Raw genomic sequence first — 17,181 nt, 5'->3', positions numbered from 1 at the left:
TGTCAGCGGCCGCGGGTCCAGCGGGTGCGGGAGGCAAACAGCGGGGTTTTCACCGCCAGCGCAACCGCGCCGTAGGTCAGGAGCGCGGCCGGATCGCGCAGCAGCAGGCGCAGCGCCGTGCCACCGCGGGCCCGCGGCGTGTCCTCGTTTCTCAGCAGCTCCGGGTATCTGGCGGCCACTTCCGCCACACCGGCATTCTGCCGCCGCCGCACTTTCACAAGATTGCGGAATCCCTCCACCATCGGCCAGCTGTATGGCGCCGCCACTTGCACCCGCTCCTGCGGGGCAAAGTTCAGCCGGGCAAAGATGTCGTCGGCAATGATGTCCGGCCACTCTCCCCAGCGCTGCCGCCCGGCGCGGGTCATCGCAAAAATGCCAAACCCCGGCACCCCGCTGGAGAAGAACGGCAGCCGCACCCACAGCCGCGCATAGGCCCGGGTCACCGCGCTGAGGGCCGGGGCCACCTGCGGTCGGCCGCTGGCATAGAGGGGGGCGTCCAGGGACAAGGCCGCGGCAAGCTGCGGGATCAGTTCGGGCGAGACCCGGACATCGGCGTCCAGATAGATCAGGATATCCCCGCGCGCCGCCGTATCGCCGGCATTCAGCGCGCCCAGTTTGCCGCCCTCTGGCAGTTCCAGCACCTGGAGGTCCCAGCCTGCGGGCGGCAAAGCAGCACGGGCCAGTTCCGCGGTGGCATCGGTGCAGCCATTGGCCAGCACCAGCACCTCTGCCGTCATGCCCGCGGACAGCGGGTCCGAGGCAAAGACCGCCTGCAGGCATCCTTCGATATAGTCCGCCTCGTTATGGGCCGGGATCAGGACGGAGACTTGCGGGGTCATTTCACCGCCTCCAGCGCATCCCAGCGCGGGTTCCCGTCGCTCAGGGTGCGCAAGGCGCCCCAGCTGCCCCATTTTCCGGGCGCCCCGACGTCGGCATAGGCGGTGAACAGGCTGCCGCCGAGCGCCTGCCAGCCGGCCAGCAGCTCCCGGTACAGCGCGCCCATCTCGGGACTGTAGTTGAAGTGGGTGAAGAAGGCGGTCAGCGCCGCGTCCTCCACCATCGGGCCAATACCCACCACATGGCTGCCGCCTTCGTACATGATCAGCTCCAGCCCGTGTTCTTGTGCAACCCCGGCGTGATAGGGCAGCACCCGGCCCAAGAGATCCGCCAGCGTGTCGGTGCCGTCGCCCGAAATCAGCCCGTCGCGCAGTTCCGCGCCGGCCTGGGCGCTGGCAGCATCATATTGATGCCGAGCGGTAAATTCCGCGGCTGCAGCGCCCAGCAGCCCGCGTTCCACGGCCACGGCCTGCGCCTGCTCATGGCTGCCGGCGATCCAGGCGCGGACCTGCCCGGCGCGCTCCTTCAGCCCCAGCACACCGCCGAAATAGCCGGTCACCGCATAGGCATCGAAATAGGCGGCAGGCGCCAGCCGCCCGGCCTCCTCTGCTTTCCACAAGGGCGCTGTCAAAACCTGCTCCTCCAGCCCCAGCCAGCCGGTCTGCGAGGAGACCACCCGCACCAGCCGTGTGCTGCCCTCGCCAAAAACCTCCGTCCAGATCTGCGCCACCTCCGCCGCGCGGCCGCCGTAGAACTGCATCCACAGCCCGTCGCCGCCCCAGCGCGCCTGCGCCTGGGCGTCGGCCCAGGCCGCCTGCTGGAACTGCCAGTTCCAGACCTCGTTGGAGTATTCCACATAGGCGCGCAGCGCCTTGCCCAGCCCGCGCTCCACCAGCCGGGCAAATTGCCGGACATAGGTATCATCCGCCATATGCGGCATGGTGAACCAGGGATCGGCGCCCAAGGTGTTGGCCAGCGCCAGCATCACTTCCGCCGGAACCCCCTTCAGCGCCCAGGTGTAGTCAGACGGCAGCGGCCTGTCCTCCCATCCGGTCTGGGCGGAGTCGTTGGCGGCCATCCAGTCCATGAACCGCAGCGCGGCAAAACCGTCCAGATGGTCCAGCCAAACCGGGTTGAACAAGGCGCCGCTGTCATAGGCGGCCAGATGCTCTTCCTTCACCACGGTGATGTTGCGCACATAGCCGCCGCCGCGGCCCATCCGCTGGAGGCGGATCTCCACCGGGCCGGGGCCTGGGGTGAAATCGAACCGCACCTCGCCCTTGCCATAGCGGACATTCTCCGCCCGTCCCAGAACCTCGACAATGCCCTCACCCTCGTACCGCAGCACATAGCGGCCCTTCAGCGATACCGCCGTTTCCGGCAGATCGGTCAGGATCACCGTGCCGATAGAGCCCAGTTCCGGCGGGATTGCGGTGGGCCAGCCCGCCGGGTCCAAATAGCCGGCGGCCAAAAGATCGTCATGATCCGCGCCGCCCCATTGTCCGGGCAGATGGCCGATCCAGGGGCGCGCGGTCTTGAAATGATCCAGGAACGGCGCCTGGGTGCTCCAGTCGGCAATGGCTGCCAGATTGATGGCGATGGGCTGGCGGGCCGCCGGAGCAGCCGGTGCCGGCGCGTCCTGCAGCACTGTTGCGTTCAGCATGGGCAGCGGCGGATCCTGCGGCAGCGGGCCGGGATCCGCGGGCAGCGCCGCAGTTCGCACGGCCTTCCCTTGGGCAGCGGCCCAGGCGATCTGCTGCAGCCGCGCAGCCAGATCTGGCGCGGGTGCGGGATAGGGCTTGCCCCAGCGGTCTGACAGCCGGTGCGGCAGGCCCGCGGGATTGTCGCCTGTCAGCACCGCGTATTGCAGCAAGGCTAGGAAGTAGAAACCGGTCGCATTGGGGTGGATGTCATCGGCAAAGACATCGCGGATGCTGGCCAGCCCCGGCATCGTTCCGGCCCGGATCGCATCGTCCAGCCGCGCTATCGCCTGGCCCGCGGGCAGCAATTTCACGGTGCCGTCGGCGGCGGCATTCACGTCATCAACCACCGCCTGCCAGTGCGGCAGATCCTGCTGCAGCCGCACCCGCCACGGCACATCCGCGCCGTCGTCAAACGGCACTGCGGCACCGGTGCCGCTGTCCAGGCTGTGCCAGGTTTCCTGCAGGTAGAACTGCACCTCCGGATTGGCCGCGCGCGCCAGCTCGTAGAACTGCGTGACCGCTTGTCCCGTGCCGCTCCATTTCAGATGGTTGGCCAGCGGGATCGCCTCGGTCACGATCACCGCGTCTGCGGCCTGCTGCAGCCTTTCACGTGAATCAACACCCTCGGCGCTGCTGCTGTGCTGCCAGTTGTAGCTGAGCGGCGCGCCATTGATGATCTGCGCCTCGACTGCGGTCTCTGCGCGCGCGTCCAGCAACTGCTCCAGCATCTGCGGGTTGTCACGCCCGAACAGCGAATGGCCGATCATCACAACCGAGGTGATCAGCGCCTCCAGCATCATGCCGGCGCTCCCGCGGCGGCAATCCCGGTGCGGGGCAGGGCGCGCACGGTGTCCCAGACGATCTGCTGCACCCTGGCCGCGGCGTCATCGCTGAACGCCTCAGCCGGGGTGCCATCCGCGCGGCTCAGCTGATGCGGCAGGCCCATCGGCGCGCGCTGGTACAGCACCGCGAAATGGGTCAGCGCAATCACATATGCGCCCAGATCGTTGATATGAATGGTGTCCAACCCCCCCTCGGGTGTGCGGGCAAACAGCGATTCACGTGAAGCCAGCCCCGGGATCTCCCCGGCCTCCGCCGCGCGCGCAACCGCTGCCAGCACCTGCCCGCCGGGGATCAGATACACCGGCTGCTGCGGGTTGCGGCGGCTGTACGGCCCCAGCAGCTGGCGTGTCCACAGTGCCTCCAGATCACCTTCAATCCGCTCCAGCCAGCCGCCCGGGTCATCCAGCCTGTGCCAGGTCTCGTAAAGATACAGGCGCGTCTCCGGTGACGCCTGCCGTGCCAGCTCCGCCCATTTCCCCAAATACTTGGCAGCATCGAAATACTTTATCGCATCGCGCAGCTCGACCATTTCGGTCAGCACTGCCGCATCATATTCACCGGAACCGATGGCCTCCCTTGCATCGCGGAAAGCCGGCGCCTTGTTGGCCGTAGCGAAATCGAGAATGTCCTCCCCCGGCTCCCAATGCGCCCTGAGCGAAGTGCCTGATCCCAGCTGGCTGTTATATTCATGCCCCGCGGGCGCCAGCTGCGCCAGCATATGCGGCATGTCCGGGCCGACCAGCGAATGGCCAAGGTGGAACACCTGCAGCGGCCTCTGCGGCGGGGCCAGCGGCGGCGGCACCGGCACAGACCGGCTGCGGGTTGCAAACACCATCAGCCCCAGCGTTGCGGCTGCCGCGCTTGCGGCCAGAAACCCGCGCCGCGCCATCATCCGCGCCCCCGGATTTCTGCCGTGGTCATGATCAGGCCCGCGCCAACCGCAAAGCGTCCGCCAACCGCCTCGCCGCGCGCAAACGGCGGCCGGTCGGCGGTGAAAAACGCCTGGTAGGCGCCCGCCGCCAGATCAAACTCCAGCTCCATCCCGTCAAATCCGTAAAACGCCCGGCTCAGCGTGTACTGGGCCTTGTAGGCCGCTTCCTTGGCGGAAAAGATCACCTTGGCCATCTGCCCCGGATTGTCCTGCCGTTTCAGCCAGGCCTGTTCCCGGTCAGAGCAGATGGCGGGCAGCAGCTCGTCCTTCAGCGGCACGTCTTCCTCGACGTCGATGCCCAGCCCCTGCACCGCGCCTGTCCGCGCCAGCACCGCCATCGCGCAGCTCTTGGTGTGGGTGATAGAGCCGACCAGCCCCGCGGGCCAGACCGGCGCCCGATCGCTGCCGACCTGCACCGGGGCAGGGGGCACGCCCAGATGCAGCATTGCCTGATGCACGGCGTCGCGGCCGGCGGCAAATTCGTTGCGCCGTTTCTCCACCGCGTTGGGCGACAGCCCCGCGGCTTCCTCAGCCAGCGGCGCAGGCGGGGTGCCCAAGGGGTCTGCCCCGGCCAGCGCCACATCGGCAGCAAAAAGCGGCCGGACCAGGGCCAGCCGCTCTGCCAGTCTGCTTTTGGTGTCCGTCATCCGGTCCTTGCCCTGCGGTTTGCCCGCATGGCCCGCCGTTTCGACATGGTGCCGGCGCGGTCAGGCCCTGCGCTGTCCTGGGGCATTTCTTCCGTATTTGCCGGGGTGCCTGCAAGCCCCTCGATGTGGGCGGCAAGCCCGGCAAGGGTTGGAAAGCGGAAAATGTCGGTGATCGACAGGGTTGCAGTGCCCAGTTCCGTGCGCAGTTCCCGGTGCGCCTGCACCGCCAGCAGCGAGTGGCCGCCAAGGGCAAAGAAATTGTCCTGCGCCCCGATGCCGCTGACCCCCAGGATGCGGCTCCAGACCGTGGCGATCCGGGCCTGCGCGCCCGCGTCCAGCGCCACCGCCGGGGCGGGTTCAGCCCGTTCCGGCTGCGGGTCCGGCAGTGCCTTGCGGTCGATTTTCTTGTTCGGTGTCAGCGGGAAAGCATCCAGGGTGACGATATGCGCGGGCACCATGACCTCGGCCAGCTTCGCGGCGAGAGCCTGCTTCAGGCCCTCCCCGGAGACCGGCGTTGAGGCGGTGATATAGGCAACCAGCTGCTCTGCACCAGTTTCGCCGCGCGGCACCGCCACCGCACCGGTAATACCGGGCTGCGCCGCCAGCGTCGCCTCGATCTCACCCAGCTCGATCCGCTGGCCGCGAATCTTCACCTGGTGGTCGGTGCGGCCCAGGAAGGCGAGGCTGCCATCCGCCGTCCAGCGCGCCAAATCGCCGGTGCGGTAAAGGGGCGTTGCAGCGAACGCTGCGTCTACAAAACGTTCAGAGGTCAGCTCCGGCCGCTGCCAGTAGCCCGCCGTGACGCCCGCGCCGCCGATGTACAATTCGCCGGGTGTCCCTGTAGGCACAGGCGATTGATTTTCGTCCAGCACGTAGACCTGCGTGTTGGCAACCGGCGTGCCGATTCCGGCTGTCCCCGCAGGGACGGCGCTGATTTTCTCCACCGTCGACCAGATCGTCGTCTCGGTCGGCCCGTACATGTTGTGGATCTCCGCCTGTGTGGCCTCGCGCAGCGCCTGCACCAGATCGCCCGGCAACGCTTCGCCGCCCACCAGCAGATGCTGCAGCCGGCCCAAGCAGGCGCTGGCATCCGGGTCCGCGGCAATCATCCGCGCCATCGAGGGCGTGCACTGCATGTGGCTGACGCCGTGGCGCACGATCTGCGCCGCCAGCGAAAAGTCATCCGCCTCCAACTCCTGCGGCGCGTTCGACAGCCGCAGCACCTCGGCCAGCGGCCTCAGCCCTTCCAGCACCACCGCCGGCGCGATGCCGTAGTCGATCAGGCAGGCGATCTCATCGACGCCGATGCGCTTCAGCTGCTCCACCCGCTGACAGGCGTCCTGGATGGTGCCGAACAACCCGGAGTCCTCGAAGTAGCGCTCGAACGCGAAGTCGAGGATCGCCTCCAACTCCTCCTCCGACAGCATTGCCAGGTCCATCTCGAAGGGGTTGTTCACGCCCTCGGGTTTCTTGAAGGCGGGGAAAGCCCAGGCGTATTGCTTGATCAGCCCGGCGGCGGAGCGCAGGTAATCTTTCATCGGCTCCCGCGCCACCCGGCGGGCTTCGCCTCGGGTGCATGCCAGATAGGTGTGCAGCATCAGCGTGACCTTGAAGTCCGCCGGGTCATGGCCTGCCTCGCGCAGGGCGTCGTGGTAAATGCGGATCTTGCCAGCGACCTCCTCGATGCTCTGGCCCAATAGGTGGGTCAGCACGTTGGCCCCGATCTGTCCGGCCTCGCGCCAGGTCTCCGGGTTGCCCGCGGTGGTGACCCAGACCGGCAATTCCTGCGAAACCGGGCGGGGCTGGGTGATCACGGCGTGTTCGCCGCCGTCTTTGCGGGGGAAGGCCACTTCCTCGCCGCGCCACAGCTTGCGCACGGTTTCGATGGCCTCGAACATCGCGGGCTTGTTGGCCGGCGGGGTGTTTTCGGGGCGCAGGATGAAATCATCCGGCTGCCAGCCGGAGGCAAAGCCGATGCCGGCACGCCCCGCGGTCAGGTTGTCGATTACCGCCCATTCCTCGGCAATCCGCGCCGGATGGTGCAGCGGCGCCACGCAGGAGCCGGAGCGCACCCCGATGTTCTGCGTCACCGCAGCAACCGCGGCGCCGGTGACGGACGGGTTCGGGTAAGGCCCGCCAAACGCATGAAAGTGCCGTTCCGGCGTCCAGACGGCGTTGAACCCGTGGCTATCGGCAAACTTGGCGCCATCCAGCAGCAGGTGGTATTTCCGCGGCCCCGGCCCGTCGTCATTGCCCCAGTAGAACAGGTTGAAATCCATCTTGCGGGAGCTGAAGGCAACCGGCCCCTTGGACAGCTCCAGCCGGCTTTCGTCGCTCGACAGCACCAGTTTGAACCCGCGCGTGAGCGTCCAGAACAGCTCCAGCACCGAGATGTCGAAGCTGAGGCTGGTCACCGCCAGCCAGGTGTCGCCAGCCTGGTGCGGGATGCGCTGGTCCATGCCGGTGAAGAAGTTCGCGACATTGGCGTGGGTGACCATCACCCCCTTGGGCAGGCCGGTGGAGCCGGAAGTGTAGATCAGATAGGCCAGATCGCTGCCGGTGGCGTCGCCATCGGTGTTTTCTCCGGCTGTCCCCGCGGGGACTGTTGCAATGTCCAGCACCAGCGCGTCTGAGGCAGGCAGGCTGGCAGCCAGCGCGCCTTGCGTCACGATCACCTGCGCCCGGCTGTCGGTGATGTAATGCGCGATGCGGTCGGCCGGGTAGGCTGGATCGAGCGGAACATAGGCGCCGCCGGCCTTCATTACCCCAAGCGCGGCAAACACCAGCTCCGGCGCGCGGCGGATGTGGATGCCCACATGCACGCCCGGTTTTACGTTCATTTCACGCAGGCGCGCGGCAACTCCGTTGGCGCGGGTGTTCACCTCGGCATAGGTGAAGCTTTGGCTCTCGAACACCAGCGCGGTGGCGTCCGGGGTCCGGGCAGCCTGCGCTTCAAACGCCGCGTGGATTGTCAGGTCTGCGGGATAGTCCGCGGAGGTCTGGTTCCAGTCCTCCAGCAGCAGCTTGCGCTCTGCCTCGGGCAGGATCGTCAGTTCCGCAACCGGGCGGCTGCTGTCCTCAGCAATGGCGCTCAGCACCAGCTCCAGCCGGGCGGCGAGCAGGGCAGCGGCGTCAGGTGTCAGGGCAGCCGCGTCACAGTGCAGCACCATGGCGCCATTGGCCAGGGACACCGTGGCGGTGCAGCCATCAACCGCTGCATCGCACCCCAGCATCAGGCCAATGCCGGGCATGGGCTGCGCCGAAATTTCTGGTGCACGGGCCGCCAGATCCTCGGCAAAGCCGCCGTATTTCCGTGCCTTGGCAATGCCTTGCGCAGTGCATTCCACCAGTTCGGCGACGCTGTCCTGCCGCCGTGCCTGCAAGGGCACCCAGGAGGAGATCAGGCCGGGCAGGCCCTCCGTCCCTGCCACCGACAGCGCTGCATCGCCGGCCTCCGCGCCGCTGCTGAGCAGGGCGAAGGCGACGGCAGCTGCTGCCGCTTGCTCTTCGCTCAGACCGGCAGGCAAGGCGATGTCCCGGCGGATGATCCCGTTGCCGCCTGTACTGGCGGAGAGCGGCACCTGCACTGGCTGCATCGCGGCAAGCCGCTGGCGCCAATGGCTTTCGCCTCTTTGAACCGCAGCGAGGCGGGCGGTGAGTTTCTCCGCCTCCGCTGCGGTCAGGGAGGGAACCTTGTCTCCGGCTTTGGCCAGAGTGGATATGTCCAGCGGCTGGCCCGAAGGCGAGGTCAGGCGCGACAGGGTGAGGGCGCCGTCCGCTGTGGCAACAGTCAGCCTGTCGAGGGCCGCGTCCAGCACGGTGCCGGGGGTGCCGCTGCCCGTGGCAATTTCCGCACCGCCGGCCAGCACCACGGTCCCGCCAATGCGCAGCTTGGCGGCGCAAAGCGGGTTCCAGTAGCCGCCGGTATCAAGCGCCCGCACCAGCCGGGCCAGCTCTGCCGCCGGGCGGGTGAAGTCCAGCATTCCGCCCGCCGCCGGGCGGTCGGATTTCCCGAAGTATCGGCGCTGGCTCAGGTCCTGCCTTTTCCGGTTCAGTTCCCCGGTTTCCAGCTGGGTGATGACCTCGCCAAAGCTGTCCATCGCGGCTGCGTAGCATTTGGAGTTGAGGCTGAAGGCCGTCTCGTCCGCTGCCACGTCAAACAGCCGCTGGGCCAGGATATCGCCCTCATCCACGCCGCCTTCGATCAGATGCCAGGTGATGCCGTGCTGCGCCTCGCCGTTGATTAGCGCCCAGTTCGGGGTGTTGAGGCCCGCATAGGCGGGAAGAGGACCGTCGTGAAAGTTGACCGCACCCTTGGCAGCCTGCGCCAGCACCTCATCCGGGATCACCGCGAGGTTGGCGATGGACAGCAGCCAGTCGAAGCCGCCGGACAGCGCGCGCTGGTTGTCCAGCAATGCCAGCCCCTTGTCCGCGGCCCAGGCGCGGATGTCCTCATCCTGCGATACCACCGCCCGGATCTGGTGGCCGCGGGCCAGCAGTGCATCGGCGCAGCCGATCAGAAGGGATTCATTGCCGATCAGGGCACAGGTGAATGCGGTCATTTCTGCTCCTTTGCAAGCGGAGAAGGGAGGCGCGTTTCCGTAGAGGGTGAGCGGCGCTGCGCAAAGAGCGCGCGCAGGCTGTGCAGGCAGAGATCGCGCAGGAAATGCGGCGGATCAGCCTGCGGCTTGTTCTGGATCAGGCGGCGCAGGCCGTAAAGCAGGCTGCCGCTGATGCGGGCCAGCGTGGCAGCGGCGGCATAGATGCGGCCGTGGTTCTTGACGAAGTAATGCAGGCGCGAGTCGAACCAGTAGCCGGGCGTGCGCTGCCAGCCCTTCATGCCGGTGGAGGCGGAACCGATATGCGCCACTTCGCTGGCGGGCACGTAATGGGTGCGCCAGCCCGCGCGGGCGGTGCGGCGGCACAGGTCGGTTTCCTCGAAATAGAGGAAGAAGGTCTCGTCAAAGCCGCCCACGGCCTCGACCGCCTCGCGGCGGATCATCAGGCTGGCGCCGGCGGTCCAGTCGACCTGCACTTCTGCCTTCGGCATCTCCATGGCGACCACCCAGGGCTTCAGCAGCCGGGTGAAGATGCCGGTGCGCACGCTGGCTTCGAACTCGCTCGCGACGGAGGGAAAGCGGAAGGCGGTGCGGTGCGGCGTCCCGTCCGTGCCGCGCACATACGACCCTGCCAGCCCGGCGCCGGGATGCTCCCGCAGGAAGTCGCGCAGGGTGCGGATGGTGCTGCCCTGCACAAAGGCATCGGAGTTCAGGAGATAGTAGAACTCCGGCGCGGTACCGTCTGCCAGGCCGGTGTTCAAGCCGATGTTCATGCCGGCGCCAAAGCCGCCGTTCACCGGCGAGGCGATCACCCGCACCCGGTTGCTGTCCAGCCAGCCGCGGGTTTCTGCCGCTGCCCGGAGCCGGTCATAGGAGCCGTCGCCGGAGCCGTTGTCGATGATCAGAAGCTCTCCTGGCAGGTCCTCCAGCTCGCGCAGCGCCGCCTCGGCAGATTGCAGGGTCATTTCCGGCGTGCGGAAATTCAGAAGGATGATGAGAATGCGCTGCTGGGTCATGCCGGTCACTCCGCCGCCTGGACGGTGCGCGATGGGCCGGACGCCGCCGCCCGGTCGGCGGCATCCAGCCGCGCCTTGACGCCTGCTGCCAGCACGCTGACGTTCGGCACCAGCACCATGCTGTCATGGTCGCCTGGCACCTCTTCCACCTCGACGGCGGGCGCCCATCGGGTCCAGTCGTTGTCGTGGAACACATACTCGCGTTCGCCGCTGACCCAATTGCCGCCGCTCACCTGCCATTTGCGGTCCAGCGGCGGGCGGAACAGGGTCAGCGGGCCGTCCCAGTGTCTAAGGGCATAGGCCGCGACCGCGGCGCGGAAGGCCAGTTCGATCTTGCGGTTGTTGAACTCCGGCAGGGCGCCGGTTTCCGCCGGTTTGGCGCGGCGTTTCCCGAGCTCCCAGGCAATGCGGTTCCCGGCCCATTCGCCAAGGTAGCCTATCCCTTTGCTGCGCAGCTCTGCCAGCTTGATCAGCGCCTTGTCCTGCCGGTTCAGGGCCGGGCGCACCGGCAGCGGGGTGTCCAGCAGGATCAGCGAAGCAGTGTCCTGGCCCTGGTCCTTCAGTTGCTGCGCCATCTCATAGGCGGTGATGCCGCCACCGGAGAAGCCGCCCAGCAGATAAGGGCCGTCGGGTTGGACCTGGCGGATCTCGCTCAGGCAGCTGCGGGCGGCGTCTTCGATCTGGTCATGCGGCGCATCACCGCCCACCAGCCCCTTGGCCTGCAGGCCATAGACCGGGCGGTCCTTGCCCACCAAAAGCGCCAGGTGCCGCAGGTTCAGCACGTTGCCGAACATGCCCGCGACCAGGAAGAAGGGCCGCCGTCCGGTGCCGTCGCCGGGGTGCAGCTGCACCAGGTGGGTGAATTTCGGCTGTTCCTCCGCCGTCTGCGGGGTGTCCCCTGGCTCTGTCGCAACGCCGCCGCCGGTGCGTTCGATGATCCGTTCGGCCAGTGCGGCGACGCTGGGGGCTTCGAACAGCACCGACAGCGGAAATTCCACATCAAAGGCGCGTTTCACCTGGGCAAACAGCCGCACTGCAAACAGGGAATGGCCGCCGAGGTCAAAGAAGCTGTCCTCGATCCCCACCTGGCGGACACCGAGGAGGGAGGCAAACAGCGCGGCCAGCTGCTCCTCCACCGGGTTGCGCGGTGCCACGTAATCGGTGTCGAGCTGCGGCCGGTCAAAGGTCTGGGCCTCTGCCTGGGCAGGTGCGCTTTGATCCGCCTGGGCGATCAGCGCGGGCAGGTCGAGCGAGGAGACCACCACCTGCGGCAGGCCGGTCCCTAGGGCGCGGGCCAGCGCCGCGCCACCCTCGCTGGCCTTGATGCCGTTTGAGATGTTCAGCTGCAGGCGGCGTTCCTCCGGCGACAGCGGCTGCGGGCCGGCGGCAGGCTCCAGGCCCAGCTGGGCCGCGGTGGCGTCCGCTTTGCCCGGTTCCCCGGCGGTGCCGAACCCGCCCGCCAGGCGCTGCATCCGGAAGCCCTCGATCTCCACCAGCACGGTACCGTCCGGGTCCGTCAGGGTGACGTCGAACGCCGCGGAGGCGCTGTCGGGGGTGCCGGACAGGCGCACATGGCTGAAGATGGATCGGGTCAGCGGCGCAAAGACCCGGATCGTGCCATAGGACACCGGCACCCAAAGCGCCTTGCCCTCGTATCCGGGGATCAGCTTCATGGCCCAGCCGGTGGCCAGGTCCAGCAGGCCGGGGTGCAACAGGCAGCCGTCCTGCGCCGCAGCTTCTGGCAGCGACAGCGACGCCACCCCCTCGCCATCGCCAAGCGCGGCGCGGTCCAGCACCTGCCAGCGCGACCCGAAATTCAGATGCGCCTCCTGCGGGGAATGCAGGCGCCCGTCTTCAGGCGCCTGCTCCTCCGGGCATTGGGTGAAAATCTTCTGGAGGTTGAGCGCGACGGGGCGTTCTGCCGCCGCCGCAAAGGCCAGCATAGCCTGACAGTTCAGACGGTAACCATTTGTAAACTTCGAGTAAACAAAGAGTTCATAACCATTTTCATTAGCTTCGAGCTTAATCAGCGCATCGCGCGGGCTGTCTTCGTCCGCAATCAGAGGGCGCAGGAAATAGAGGCCGCGGATTTCGAACGGGCCTTCGGCGCCGGTTGCCGCCAGCGCCTCGGCGGCCATCTCGATATAGCCGGTGCCGGGCACCAGGGCGGTGCCATCCTTGGTCCGGTGCTCATCCAGCAGCCAGTCTGCGGTGCTGAAACGGGGAGTGAAGATGCGGTTGCCGGACGCGTCATAGCCCTGCTGCTGCAGCAGCGGCTGCGGGCAGGGCTCGGGCGTGCTGGCACCCGCGTTTGCGTTGCGGCTGGCCATGGCGTCGGCGGCCATGCCAGTGTCCGCCCAGACGCCCCAGTCCACGGCAATCACCCGGGTCCGGCCGCCCGCGCGGTGCTTGGCCCAGGCATTGAGGTATTCGTTGGCGGCGATGTAATCCACCTGGCCCGCGGGCCGGGTCACGGCGGAGGAGGAGGAAAACAGCACCATCAGTTCCAGGCTGCCGTCAGGGAACACCGCGTCGAGCGCGCGCAGGCCGCTGGCCTTGGGTGCCAGGACCTGGGCGATCTGGTCCTCGTCCTTGGCCAGCAGCGGGCCGTCATTGATGACGCCGGCGCCGTGGATCACGCCGGTGACGGGACCGAAGGCGTCCTCGGCCTGCGCGCGTGCCTTGCGCAAGTCGCCGCTGTTGCAGACATCGGCAGCCAGCGGCAGCACCTGGCCCTTGCCACCCGCCTCCAGCGCCATGACAGCGCGGATGCGCTGGGCGGTGCGGTTCGCCGGGCTATGGCTGGCCAGATAACGCTCCCAGGCCGCGCGCGGCGGCAAGCCGCCGCGGGAGATCAGCGTCACCCTGGCGTCATAATAGCGCATCAGTTGGCCCGCGATGGTCAGGCCGATGCCGCCATAGCCGCCGGTGATCATGTAATGGCCGCCCTGTTTGAAGGGCGGGGTTTCCGGCTCAGGCAGCGGCTGCGGGCGCCAGCTGAGCTCGAACCGTTTCTCCCCGCGCCAGGCGGCCGAAGTGCTGGCGGGATCGGCCATCAGCTCTTCCAGCAGGCGGGAAGTGATATCGGCCTGCGCCGGGTTGCGGCGGGCAAAGAAACCTTGCGGCGCCTGCGGCAGTTCGATGTCCACGGCAGCGCAGGTCAGCCCCGGCAGCTCCCGCGGGATGACGCCCAGGGGGCCTGCGATCATTGCCTTTTCCGGATAGGGCAGGGCCTCGCCGCGCACCTGCGCGGCGCCGGTGGTAAAGACCGTCAGATGCGCAGGAGCGGGCAGGTCGGCATTGCCCAGCTCCTGCGCCAGCGCGGTCAGGGAATGGAAGCCCATCTCAAGATTGCGGTCAAAGAAGGAGGAGCCGGGGCGGAAGCTCTCCTGTTCCGTCACCAGCCAGAAATGCGCGATGCGGTCCGGCAGCAGCCCGGCCTCTGCCAGATCCACCAGCAGCGCGCCATAGGCCGCGCGGCCCTGTTCCGGCGGCAGCACATAGGCGTTGGGCGCAAGCTGAGCATAGGTGTCGCCTGCGCAGACCCGCGCGACGCTGTGGCCCGCGGCCTCCAGGCGCTCGGCCACTTGGGCGGCGCGGCCGCAGTCATCCTCGAAGATCAGCCAGGTATGCGGCTCCTGATTCAGCTCTTGCGTCACGTCCAGCGCACAATCGGCCAGCCGCGGGCGCCAGGCGGGGCGGTAGCCCCAGTTGCTCAGGTCCTCATGGCGGGCAGGGGTCTCGGACTCTTCCGCGGCAGCAGGTTTGCCGGGCTCGATGAAATAGCGGCTGCGCTGAAAGGCGTAGCCGGGCAGCGGCAAGCGGTTGCGGCGCGCCTCGCCCCAGATCTGTTCCCAGTCGGCCTCCACCCCGCAGGCCCAGAGCCGGCCTATGACGCCGAAGAAGTAGCTGTCATCCATCACCTGCTGATCCGAGTGCCGCAGGGAGCTGAGCACTTGGCCGGGCTTCACCGCGGGTGACATTTGCGCCAACGCGCTCAGCGCCTTGCCGGGGCCGACCTCCAGGAACACCCGGTCCGGGGTCTTGGCGAGGGTGCCGATGCAATCGGCAAAGCGCACGGTGTTGCGCAGCTGGCCGACCCAGTATTCGGCATCGGTGGCCTGTTCAGCGGTCAGGGCCGTGCCGGTGCGGTTGGAGATCACCGGCAGTTTGGGGGCCGACAGCTTCAGGGAGCGGATGAAATCGCCATACTTCTGCAGGATGCCGTCCAGCATTCGGGAATGGGCGGCAATGTCGATCTGAATGCGCTGGTGTTCGACCTCGCGGGCGGCCAGGTCTGCGGAAAGGCGGTCCAGCGCCTCTTGCGGGCCGGAGACGGCGGTGAGCGCAGGCGCGTTCACGCTGGCGATGTCCAGGTCTTCGCCGATGATGGCCTCAACCTCGGCCAGGGGCAGGGCAATTGAAAGCATGCCGCCCGCAGGCACGGTGTCGAACAGCCGCCCGCGCAAGAGGACCAGATCGATGCAGTCCTCAAAGGAGATAACACCGGCCAGGCAGGCAGCAGTGTTTTCGCCCATCGAATGGCCGACCAGCGCGGCGGGTTTGATGCCCCAGCTGATCCACAGCTGCGCCAGCGCGTATTCGACGATCATGATCAGCGGCAGCTGCACAGAGGGCTGCTGGAGCTTGGCATTGGCGGCGTCGTCTCCACCCTCTTCCGGCAGCCAGATCGCGCGGATGTCGTAGTCGAGGCTCTTTTGCAGGTGCTCCAGCCCGCGGTCCATCCACTCGGCAAAGACCGGCTCGGTCTCATACAGGTCACGCGCCATGCCCGCGTATTGCGCGCCGCCGCCGGGGAACATGAACACCACCTCAGGGCTGCCGCCGAGGCGGTCATGAGTGAATACCTTGCGGGGATCGTTTTCTTCAATCAGGTCAATGGCTTCGGCAGCTGTCTCCGCCACCAGTACCCGCCGCTTGGCAAAGCCGCGGCGGCCTTCTTTGAGGGTGTAAGCGACGTCGGCCAGATCGGCCTCGGGGTTGGCTTTCAGATAGTCCGCAAGGGCCTGGGTGTTGGCGTCCAGCGCCGCCTTGGACTGGCCTGAGACGCAGAGGATCTGGAACGGGAAATCGCTTTCCTCGGACGGCGCCCGTTCGGGGGCCTCTTCCAGGATCACATGCGCATTGGTGCCGCCGACCCCCAGCGAGTTGATACCGGCCCGGCGCGGCCCCTTGTGCGGTGTCCACGGGGTGAGGGCGGCGTTCACGCGGAACGGCGAGGTTTCGAAATCAATCGCCGGGTTCGGCGCCTCAAACCCCAGCGAGGGCGGGATTTCCTTGTGATGCAGCGCCAGCGCGGTCTTGGTCAGGCTGGCAACGCCGGCCGCGGTGTCCAGATGGCCAATGTTGGTCTTGACCGAACCGATGCGGCAATACCCGGTGTCCTGCGTGCTGGCGCGGTAGGCATCGGTCAGGGCGGAAACCTCAATCGGGTCGCCCAGATAGGTGCCGGTGCCGTGGCATTCCACATAGTCGATGGTCTCCGCCGGGGTGCCCGCGGCTGCCAGTGCCTTTTGCACCGCTGCCGACTGGCCGCCGACGGAAGGAGCGAGATAGCCCGCCTTGTCGGCACCGTCGTTGTTGATCGCAGAACCCTTGATGACAGCCCAGATGTGGTCGCCGTCGGCAATTGCATCCTCCAGCCGCCTGAGCGCCACCGCCCCGGCGCCGGAGCCGAATACGGTGCCCTGAGCCCTATGGTCGAAGGCGTGGCAGTGGCCGTCGGGGGAGAGGATCTCGTTTTCCTTGTAGAGGTAGCCGCGGCCCTGCGGCAGTTCGATGGTGACACCGCCCGCCAGCGCCATGTCGCACTCACCTTCGCGTAAGGCCTTGCAGGCGTAATGCACCGCCACAAGCGAGGTGGAGCAGGCGGTCTGGACGTTGACCGAAGGCCCGTGCAAGTCGAACACATGGCTGACGCGGGTCGACAGGAAATCCTTGTCGTTGCCGGTATGGCGCAGCAGGAACATGCCCACGTCATCGACCAGCGCAGGATTGGAACAGATGTTGAAGTAGAAATAGCTGCCCATGCCGCAGCCCGCGTAGACGCCGATGGGGCCATTTATGCTTTCCGGCGGGTGGCCTGCGTTTTCCATCGCGCCCCAGGCAACCTCCAGGAACTTGCGGTGCTGTGGGTCGAGGATCGCCGCTTCCTTGGGGCTGAAGCCGAAGAACTCGGCATCGAATTCGTCAAACCCCTGCAGCCGGGCGGTGGCGGGCACATAGTTCGGGTCGGCCAGGACAGAGGCGCGTTCGCCATTTGCCAGCAGCGCCTCGCGGTCCAGAACCTCGATGGATTCGATGCCTGCGCGCAGGTTCTGCCAGAACGCTTCGGCAGAAGCAGCGCCCGGAACCGTTACCGACAGCCCGACAATTGCAATGTCGCCGGCTGATTTGCTCGCGGCAGCGCCCCCCGCTGCGGATGTCCGATCCTGCATCGTCAATATCTGACCCCACTGGCCTTTCGCAAACAGCCCGGCACGCCGCAGCCAGTCCGCTTAGCGAAATTGGCAGGGCCTGCCGGACAGGTGTATTTTCGGCTGCCAGGGTTCTCCCCGGCGGTTGGCCCGGCCTGGCGGCATGGATCCCCATCTGTTCCGCGGGGCCGGGTGAACTCAAATTTAC

General features: G+C 67.3%; 7 protein-coding genes. All 7 read right to left on the bottom strand.

Translation table 11 applies throughout. The features are described from left to right. Window positions 1-2 precede the first annotated feature (2 nt). From LHL23_RS17495 to LHL23_RS17465, 7 genes are read right to left on the bottom strand one after another with little or no spacing between them, the layout of a single operon-like run. Window positions 3-839 (bottom strand): glycosyltransferase family 2 protein, encoded by an 837-nt coding sequence (locus LHL23_RS17495; protein WP_226430888.1) that lies wholly within the window; start codon window positions 837-839, stop codon window positions 3-5. Next, entirely contained in the window at window positions 836-3,340 is a 2,505-nt protein-coding gene (locus LHL23_RS17490; protein WP_226430887.1) for a hypothetical protein, read from the bottom strand. The genes LHL23_RS17495 and LHL23_RS17490 overlap by 4 nt, the downstream gene beginning before the upstream one ends. Beyond that, window positions 3,337-4,275, bottom strand: coding sequence for a hypothetical protein (locus LHL23_RS17485; RefSeq protein ID WP_413229484.1), 939 nt, complete (start codon window positions 4,273-4,275; stop codon window positions 3,337-3,339). Before LHL23_RS17485 ends, LHL23_RS17490 begins: the two co-directional genes overlap by 4 nt. After that, window positions 4,272-4,961, bottom strand: coding sequence for a 4'-phosphopantetheinyl transferase family protein (locus LHL23_RS17480; RefSeq protein WP_226430886.1), 690 nt, complete (start codon window positions 4,959-4,961; stop codon window positions 4,272-4,274). Before LHL23_RS17480 ends, LHL23_RS17485 begins: the two co-directional genes overlap by 4 nt. Continuing rightward, complete coding sequence (locus LHL23_RS17475) at window positions 4,958-9,523, bottom strand: MupA/Atu3671 family FMN-dependent luciferase-like monooxygenase (RefSeq protein ID WP_226430885.1); 4,566 nt, start codon at window positions 9,521-9,523, stop codon at window positions 4,958-4,960. The genes LHL23_RS17480 and LHL23_RS17475 overlap by 4 nt, the downstream gene beginning before the upstream one ends. Beyond that, window positions 9,520-10,536 carry a glycosyltransferase family 2 protein gene (locus LHL23_RS17470; RefSeq protein WP_226430884.1) on the bottom strand — a complete coding sequence of 339 codons (1,017 nt, stop codon included), beginning with the start codon at window positions 10,534-10,536 and terminating at the stop codon, window positions 9,520-9,522. The genes LHL23_RS17475 and LHL23_RS17470 overlap by 4 nt, the downstream gene beginning before the upstream one ends. Window positions 10,537-10,541: 5 nt before the next feature. Next, the gene (locus LHL23_RS17465) at window positions 10,542-16,994 is read right to left on the bottom strand and encodes a type I polyketide synthase (RefSeq protein ID WP_226430883.1); all 6,453 of its coding nucleotides are present in this window, start codon (window positions 16,992-16,994) and stop codon (window positions 10,542-10,544) included. Between the last annotated feature and the right edge of the window lie 187 nt (window positions 16,995-17,181).

Source organism: Leisingera sp. McT4-56 (assembly GCF_020514995.1).
In the GTDB taxonomy this organism is placed as follows: Bacteria; Pseudomonadota; Alphaproteobacteria; order Rhodobacterales; family Rhodobacteraceae; genus Leisingera; species Leisingera aquaemixtae_A.
This window is presented reverse-complemented; position numbering and strand designations above follow the sequence as displayed.